The sequence below is a fragment of the Saccharopolyspora mangrovi genome (genome assembly GCF_035320975.1).
Classification (GTDB): domain Bacteria; phylum Actinomycetota; class Actinomycetes; order Mycobacteriales; family Pseudonocardiaceae; genus Saccharopolyspora; species Saccharopolyspora mangrovi.
The window spans coordinates 294,366-302,446 of record NZ_JAWLNX010000007.1 but is presented as its reverse complement, the minus strand read 5'-3'; the positions used below and the strand labels follow the sequence as shown (position 1 = coordinate 302,446).

General features: G+C 69.0%; 5 protein-coding genes. 1 reads left to right on the top strand and 4 read right to left on the bottom strand.

Going from position 1 to position 8,081, the window contains the following annotated elements; all coding sequences use genetic code 11:
- Both R4I43_RS13185 and R4I43_RS13180 read right to left on the bottom strand, forming a co-directional pair.
- Positions 1-469, bottom strand: a 469-nt coding sequence (locus R4I43_RS13185) for an electron transfer flavoprotein subunit alpha/FixB family protein (protein WP_407691236.1), incomplete at its 3' end; no start/stop codon positions are given.
- Between the two features lie 32 nt (positions 470-501).
- Positions 502-1,284, bottom strand: coding sequence for an electron transfer flavoprotein subunit beta/FixA family protein (locus tag R4I43_RS13180; protein WP_324265877.1), 783 nt, complete (start codon positions 1,282-1,284; stop codon positions 502-504).
- A gap of 296 nt (positions 1,285-1,580) precedes the next feature.
- Between R4I43_RS13180 and R4I43_RS13175 the strand changes: the two genes are divergently transcribed.
- Entirely contained in the window at positions 1,581-2,429 is an 849-nt protein-coding gene (locus R4I43_RS13175; RefSeq protein WP_324265876.1) for a DegV family protein, read from the top strand.
- Between the two features lie 312 nt (positions 2,430-2,741).
- Here the strand turns inward: R4I43_RS13175 and hrpA are convergent, their stop codons facing one another.
- Positions 2,742-6,710, bottom strand: a complete 3,969-nt coding sequence (gene hrpA, locus R4I43_RS13170) for an ATP-dependent RNA helicase HrpA (protein ID WP_324265875.1) — start codon at positions 6,708-6,710, stop codon at positions 2,742-2,744.
- 106 nt (positions 6,711-6,816) lie between these two features.
- The gene (locus R4I43_RS13165; protein WP_324265874.1) at positions 6,817-7,995 is read right to left on the bottom strand and encodes a THUMP-like domain-containing protein; all 1,179 of its coding nucleotides are present in this window, start codon (positions 7,993-7,995) and stop codon (positions 6,817-6,819) included.
- Positions 7,996-8,081: the final 86 nt, after the last annotated feature.

Sequence of the window (8,081 nt, the reverse complement as noted above, 5' to 3'; positions counted from 1 at the left end):
CCTCGATGCTGCCGGGCAGCACGGTGATCACCGGGGTGCCCTGGGTGACCTTCGCCTTGGCGTCGTAGGTGCCACCGAACAGCGAGTGCGACGCAACGCCCTCACCGTCGACGTCCACGACCTCCGACAGCAGACCGGAGCCCAAGCGGATCGCCAGACGACCGGCGACCTCCTTGCCATCGACCGACGCCGGCACCAGCACCGCCGCCGGGCTCGCCGAACCCGCCAGCGCGGACAGCACGTCGACCTGCGGCGTCACCAAGAACTCGGCGGCCTCGGCGGACTCGGCCGCGTAGACCTTCGCCGCACCGTAGGAGCCCAGCGCCTCGGACAGCTTGCCCGCCGTGCCCGGCTCGCCGACGACGACCGCCGACGGCTCACCGATGCGACGCGCCGCGGTCAGCAGCTCGTACGTGACCTTCTTGACCTCGCCGTCCACGTGATCGACGAGGACCAGAACCTCAGTCATGAATCAATGCCTCCTCGAAAACCGTGAACGACTCAGAGCAGCTTCTCGCCGGCCAGGAACTCGGCGACTCCCACGCCGCCTTCGCCCTCGTCGGTGACCTTCACACCACCGGACTTCGGCGGCTTCGGAGCGGACTCGACCACCTGGGAGCCGGCGCCTGCCAGGCCCACCTCGGAGGCGTCGATCCCCGCGTCGGCCAGCGACAGCGCGGTCACCGGCTTCTTCTTCGCGGCCATGATGCCCTTGAACGACGGGTACCGCGGCTCGTTGATCTTCTCGGTGACCGACACGACGGCCGGCAGACCGGCCTCGACGGTCAGGATGCCCGCGTCGGTCTCGCGCTCGACCTTCACCGCGGAACCATCGGTCTCGACCTTGCGCGCGAAGGTCAGCTGCGGCCAGCCGAGCACCTCGGCGACCATCGCCGGCACCGCGCCCGAGCGACCGTCGGTCGCCTCGTTACCCGCGATCACCAGGTCGACACCCTCGACGGTGCCGATGACCTTCGCCAGCGCCTTGGCGGTGGCGGGGGCGTCCGTGCCGTGCAACGCCTCGTCGGCGAGGTGCACCGCCTTGTCCGCACCCATCGACAGCGCCTTGCGGATGGCATCCGTGGCGCGGTCCGGGCCCATGCACACGACGGTCACTTCGCCGCCCTGGGCCTCCTTGATCAACAGCGCCTCCTCCACGGCGCGCTCGTTGATCTCATCCAACACGGCATCCGCCGACTCGCGGTCCAACGTGTGATCCGCAGCAGACAGCTTCCGTTCGGAATACGTGTCGGGCACCTGCTTAACCAGGACGACGATGTTCATGGGCCCTCTTCGACCTCCTGCGGACTCAACTGACGCTCGCTGGTCCTCCAGCGGCTCTGCTTGTGGACCCGGCGCTTGTTCTGTCCGGGTTAGGTTGACCTTGCCATGCTCTCAGGTGGAAAGCACAGTGATGCCAACCACCGAGGATGTTACTTGCCAGTAGCCCGGGTGCAACCAGATCCCACCCGTGACAGTACTCACCCTCCCGGCGCGGAGATGATCGGCCGCCGCAAAAGTGGCAACGGGTCATCCGGAAAGTATGTGAATGAACCTTACGTATTAGTAGCCTTGCCGCCATGAGAAGACGCGTCGCCATCGTGACTGATTCGACGGCTTCCGTTCCGCTCGACGTGGCCGACCGGCTGGGAATCTCCATCGTGCAGTTGGAGCTGACGGTTGGCGATCAACAGAACGACGAGCGGCGGGTGCTGCACCCCCAGATGGCCGAGGCAATGCGCAACAACGTCCCGGTCTCCACCAACCCTCCCCCTCCGCCGGCCTTCTACTGGAATTACGCCGACGCCGCGGCATCCGGTGTCGACGCGATCATTTCGATCCACATTTCCGAAGGAATGTCCCAAACGTGCCAATCCGCCCGGATCGCCGCGGCGGAGATCGGCGTGCCGGTGTACGTGGTGGATGCGCGGTTGACCGGGCTCAGCCTCGGATTCCCGGTGATCGCCGCGGCCGAGGCCGCCGCAGCCGGGGCCACGCCGCAAGGCGTGATGAACGTCCTCGAGCACCGCCTGCGCAGCACCACCCAGCTGCTCTACGTCGACACCCTGGAGTACCTGCAGCGCGGCGGCCGGATCGGCCGGGCGCAGGCGTGGGTCGGCCAGGCGCTGTCGATCAAACCGGTGCTGATCATGAAGGACGGCGTGATCGACCAGCTGGCCAAGGGCATCGGCCCCGAGCGAGCACTGCGCAAGGCCGTCGCGTCCGCCGTGGAGCGGGCGGGCCGGGGTCCGGTCGACGTCGGCGTGGAGCACTTCGAAGCGGCCGATCGCGCCAAGGAAGTGCTCGACGCGCTGTGCTCGCAACTGCCGCAGGTGCGCAGGGTCACCCTCGAGGAGACCAGCGCGATCATAGGAGCCCACACGGGCCCGGGAGCGCTCGGCATCGCGGTCTCCCCCGCGAGCTACTGAGCCGCCACTCCCCCTGCGAAGTCCGGCTCGGGGACCGGACTCGCCGGGAGTCGTAGCCCGCGGAATCGCACGACCCTTCGCGAATCCTTTCGCGAGAGCGACTTTCGCGCGGAATCGCCCAGCTCCACCCCACTTTTACCGCAGTTCTCCACCCTTTCGAGCGATGCGAACGTGCGTTCGATGGCGGATACTCGTCGTCATCCGCCCGAAAACTTCGCACGGGCACGAATTCTCCTGGGGGAGATCATGGTTGCGACGACGTTCCTCGGCCTGTTCCGGCCGGCAGCCCGCTCCCGGACCGCCGCGCCGAACTCAGTCCTCGAGCTTGTCCATCGCTCGGTGCACGCGCTTGACCGAAACCGGCCTCGGCGTGCCCAGCGACTGCGCGAACAGGCTCACCCGCAGCTCCTCGACCGTCCAGGCCACCTCCAGCAGCGCCTCGCTGGGCGAACGCCCCTGCGGCACCCGGGACAGCAGATCCCGATAGCGCTGCCGGACCTCGTCGACCTGGTGCATCCACTCCCGGTCGCGTTGCGGCTGGTGTTGCGCCTTGTCCAGCCGCTGCTCGATCGCGCGCAGGTAGCGGACCAGGTCGCGAAGCCGGTCGAAGCCGGTCGCGGTGACGAAACCGGGGTGCAGCAGGCCTTCGAGCTGCTCGCGGATGTCGGCCAGCGACTCCTCCGACACGCCCTTGGGGCGATCGGCCAGCACCGCCTCCACGTGCTGCGCCGCGACCAGGACCCGCTCCACCTCGGACAACACGGCCACCGTGTACTCGCCCAGACCGGCGCGCACCTTCGCCTCCAGGCCGGCGTAGGAGTCGCCGTCCCACACGGGACCACCGTTGTCGGCCATCAGCTTGTCGACGGCGCAGCGCACGCAGTCGTCGAGGATCGTGGCCAGATCGCCGTACCGGCTGCCGCCGAGCACGAGGCGGCTGGTGGCGCTCATGCCGCGCTGGATGGACTTCGCCGGCGACGGCACGTTGAGCAACAGCAGCCGGCGGGTGCCGTTCCACAGCGCGCGCCGCTGCTCGCGCTCGGTGTCGAACATGCGCACCGCCACGGTCTCGCCCTCGTCCACCAGCGCCGGGTAGGCCTTCACGGCGTGCCCGGAACGCTGCTGGGAGAAGGTGCGCGGCAGCTCGCCGAAGTTCCAGGAGCGCAGGCCGCCCTGCTCGATGTCGTCGGCGGCGGCCGAGATCTCCTCCCGCAGCTTGGGTTTCAAGCGCAGCTTGAGCGACTCGAGGTCCTTGGACTCGGCGAGCTTGCGGCCACGGCGACCGACCACCCGGAAGGTCATCTTCAGGTGATCGGGAACCCGCTCCAGGTCCCACTCCGAACTCGGCACTTCCACACCGGTGAGCTGGCGGAGACTGCGCTGCAAGGTCTCCAGCAGCGGTCCGTCGTCCGGACCCACGCGCGAGAGCACCGCCTTGGCGAAGTCCGGTGCCGGCACGAAGTTGCGCCGGAGCTGCTTGGGCAACGACTTGAGCAGCGTGGTGACCAGTTCTTCCCGCAGGCCAGGGATCTGCCAGTCGAAGCCCTCGGCGTCGATCTGGTTGAGCACCTGCAGCGGGATGTGCACCGTGACACCGTCGGCGTCGGCCCCCGGCTCGAACTGGTAGGTCAGCTTCAGCCGGTGCTCGCCGTAGATCCAGTGGTCCGGGTAGTCCTGATCGCTGACCTGCGCCGAGCGCTCGTTGATCAGCATGGACTTCTCGAAGTTGAGCAGATCCGGCTGTTCCCGGCGGGTCTTCTTCCACCAGGTGTCGAAGTGCCTGCCTGAGACCACCTCGTCGCCGATGCGCTGGTCGTAGAACTCGAACAGGGTCTCGTCGTCGACCAGGATGTCGCGGCGCCGGGCCCGTTCCTCGAGGTCTTCGACCTCGTCGAGCAGTGCCCGGTTCTGGTGGAAGAACTCGTGCCGGGTGTCCCAGTCGCCCTCGACCAGCGCGTGCCGGATGAACAGCTCGCGGCTGACCTCGGGATCGATGGGCCCGTAGTTGACCTTGCGGCCCGCCACCAGCGGCACGCCGTAGAGCGTGACGCGTTCCAAGGCGACCACCGCGGCGCGGTCCTTCTCCCAGTGCGGTTCGCTGTAGTTGCGCTTGACCAGATGTCCGGCCAGCTGCTCGATCCACTCCGGTTCCACGCGGGCGACGATGCGCGCCCACAGGCGGGAGGTTTCGACGAGTTCGGCCGCCATCACCCAGCGCGGCGGTTTCTTGAACAACGACGATCCGGGGAACACCGCGAAGCGGGTGTTGCGGGCTCCCTGGTACTCGTTGCCACCGCGACCCGGCGGGCCGGAACGCTGCGGGCCGTTGCGCTTCTCGACGTCCTTGAGACCGATGTGCGAGAGCAGGCCGGCCAGCAGCGACTGGTGGATGCGGGTGGAGTCGGCGGGCTGGTCGGCCAGCGTCATGCCCATCGACTTGACCATCTGGCGCAACTGGCCGAACAGGTCCTGCCACTCGCGCACGCGCAGGTAGTTGAGGAAGTCGTTGCGGCACAGCTTGCGGAACTGATTGGAGGACAGCTCCTTCTGCTGGGTGCGCAGGTGCTCCCACAGCCGGAGGTAGGCGAGGAAGTCGGATTCGGCTTCCTTGTCGACGAAGCGCGCGTGCTTCTGGTCGGCGGCCTGCTGGTGCTCGGCGGGGCGCTCGCGCGGGTCCTGGATGGACAGCGCGGCCACGATCACCAGCACCTCGCGCAGGCAGCCGTTGCGCTCGGCCTCCAGCACCATCCGCGCCAGGCGCGGGTCGATGGGCAGCTGGGCGAGGCTGCGGCCGACGCGGGTGAGCTTGCGGTCGGCGGCGGACTTGGTGCTCTCCAGCGCACCGAGCTCGTGCAGCAGGTTGACGCCGTCGGTGATCTGCCTGCGGTCCGGTGGTTCCAGGAACGGGAAGGACTCGATCTCGCCCAGCCCCAGCGAGGTCATCTGCAGGATGACCGAGGCCAGGTGGGTGCGCAGGATCTCGGGATCGGTGAACTCCGGCCGGGACTCGAAGTCCTCCTCGGAGTACAGCCGGATGCAGATGCCTTCGGAAACCCGGCCGCAGCGGCCCTTCCGCTGGTTGGCCGAGGCCTGCGAGATCGGTTCGATCGGAAGCCGCTGCACCTTGGTGCGAAAGCTGTAGCGGGAGATGCGGGCCGTGCCGGGGTCGATGACGTACTTGATGCCGGGCACGGTCAGGGAGGTCTCGGCGACGTTGGTCGACAGCACGATCCGGCGGCCGGTGTGGCGCTGGAACACCCGGTGCTGCTCGGCGGCGCTCAACCGCGCGAACAGCGGCAGGATCTCGGTGTCGCGGAGCTTGAGCTGGCCCAGCGCGTCGGCGGCGTCGCGGATCTCCCGCTCACCGCTGAGGAACACCAGGATGTCGCCGGGTCCTTCGGCGCACAGCTCGCGGACCGCGTCGCAGATGGCCTGCGGCTGGTCCCTGACCTCCGTGGCCGGGTCGGCGGCGTCGTCGGAGTCCTCCAGCAGCGGCTGGTAGCGCACCTCGACCGGGTAGGTGCGGCCGGAGACCTCGACGACCGGTGCGTCGTCGAAGTGCCGGGAGAAACGCTCCGGGTCGATGGTGGCCGAGGTGATGATCACCTTCAGGTCGGGGCGGCGCGGCAGCAGCTGCTTGAGGTAGCCGAGGATGAAGTCGATGTTGAGGCTGCGCTCGTGCGCCTCGTCGATGATCAGCGTGTCGTAGCGGCGCAGCATCCGGTCGTGCTGGATCTCGGCGAGCAGGATCCCGTCGGTCATGAGCTTGACCGCGGTGTCCTCACCGGTGCGCTCGGTGAACCGCACCTGGTAGCCGATGGCACCGCCGATCTCGGTGCCCAGCTCCTCGGCGACCCGCTCGGCCACGGTGCGCGCCGCGAGCCTGCGCGGCTGGGTGTGGCCGATGACGCCCTTGATGCCGCGTCCGAGCTCCAGGCACATCTTGGGCAGCTGTGTCGTCTTACCAGAACCCGTCTCACCTGCGACGATGACGACCTGGTTGTCGCGGATCGCGGCGAGCAGATCGTCCCGGCGCTGGCTGACCGGCAAGCTCTCCGGATAGGTGATCTTGGGGATGCCGTCGCGGCGGCGCTGCACGCGCAGCTCGGCAGTCTCGACGTCGCCGGTGATCTCCGCGGTGACCGACCGCAGCGCCTCCGGATCGCGGATCTTGCGGGCGCCCTCGATGCGTCGACGCAGCCGACGCTGGTCCTGCAGCATCAGCTCGGGCAAACGTTCCCGCAGATCAGCGAGCGGGGATTTCACAGACGACGTACCCATACTCCGCACAAGCATAGAGAAGGGCCCTGCGGCACTGCCTCCCAATTTCACCGCTCTCACAACCGAGGCCCGTGATGCCGGTCACCGAACAGCGGGCCGGGAGAGCTCAGGTCCGCTCCGCCCGGCAGAGGTGGGCCACGGCCTGGTCACCGACCCTGGTGATCACGACGCTGGCTTCCTGGGCGCCCTTGGGTTTGAGCCTGCGCCGCAACGCGTCGGGATCGACGTCGACGCCGCGCACGAGGATCTCCAGCCGCCCGACTTCGTGCCGGCGCAGCATCGTGCGCAAGGCCTTCTCGTTGAACCGGCCGTGCTCGAGCACCCGGAAGGCCCGCACCCCGGGCGGCGGTTCGTCCCCGGTCAGGTAAGCGATGCGCGGGTCGAGCTGGGCGAGACCGTGACGGGCGGCGTAGTGGCGCACCAGGCCCGCGCGCACCACGGCGCCGTCCGGGTCGATGATCCACTCACGCACGTCCTCGGCCGGGCAGTCGTCGGGCTCGGCGTCGGTGACGGTCCACGCGGTGCCATCGGACCGCAGCACGCTGGCCCTGCGCCGCGCGGTCGGGTCGGCCAGCGAGCCGAACCACAACGCGGCCTCCCGGACCTGCCCGTCCAGCGACACGACCTCGGCCTCGGCCTCGTCGGGCACGGCCGCGAAGTCCAGCCCAGGGGCGCACTTGACCACCAGGTCCCGGCCGGCGTAGACGTCCACGAGCTCGTCCAGCGGCGGCACCAGGTCTGCGGGGTTCCAGCGGCGCCTGCCGCCCTCGTCCCGGCGCGCCGGGTCGGCGACCACCACCGTGTCGCGGGTGACCGGGCGCAGCGCGTCGGCCTCGACCAGCACCGCGTCACGGCCGGCGGCGGCTAGGTTGTGCCCGGCCATGTGCAGCCGGACCCGGTCCAGATCAGATCCGACGCAGCGGTTGGCGATCCCGGCCACCGCGGCCAGGTCGGCACCGATGGAGCAGGTCACGTCGTGCACGTCGCGACCTGCCAAGCGCTGCGCGCGGTGCCGGGCCACGACGCTCGCGGTGGCCTGCTGCAATGCGGAGTCGGTGAACAACCAGTCACCGCCACCGTCCAGTTTGGACTCGGCCTTGCGCCGCAGCACGGCGGTTTCCAGCGCGGCCGCGGCGAACCGCTCACCGACCTGGCGCCGCGCCACGGCGACGTCGTTGAGCCGCGACTTGCCCGTCAACGGCAGTGCGGACAGCTCGGCGACCACGGCATGCCCCGCCGCCGAGCGCAGGAACAGCACGTCGTCGAGGTCGAACGAGTACCCCACCGCCGCTCCTCAGTGAGCGCCGGGCGCGAACGACCGGCGCGAACCGGGAACCTGGCGGTGGGGTGTGCTCGTCACGACTTCTTCCA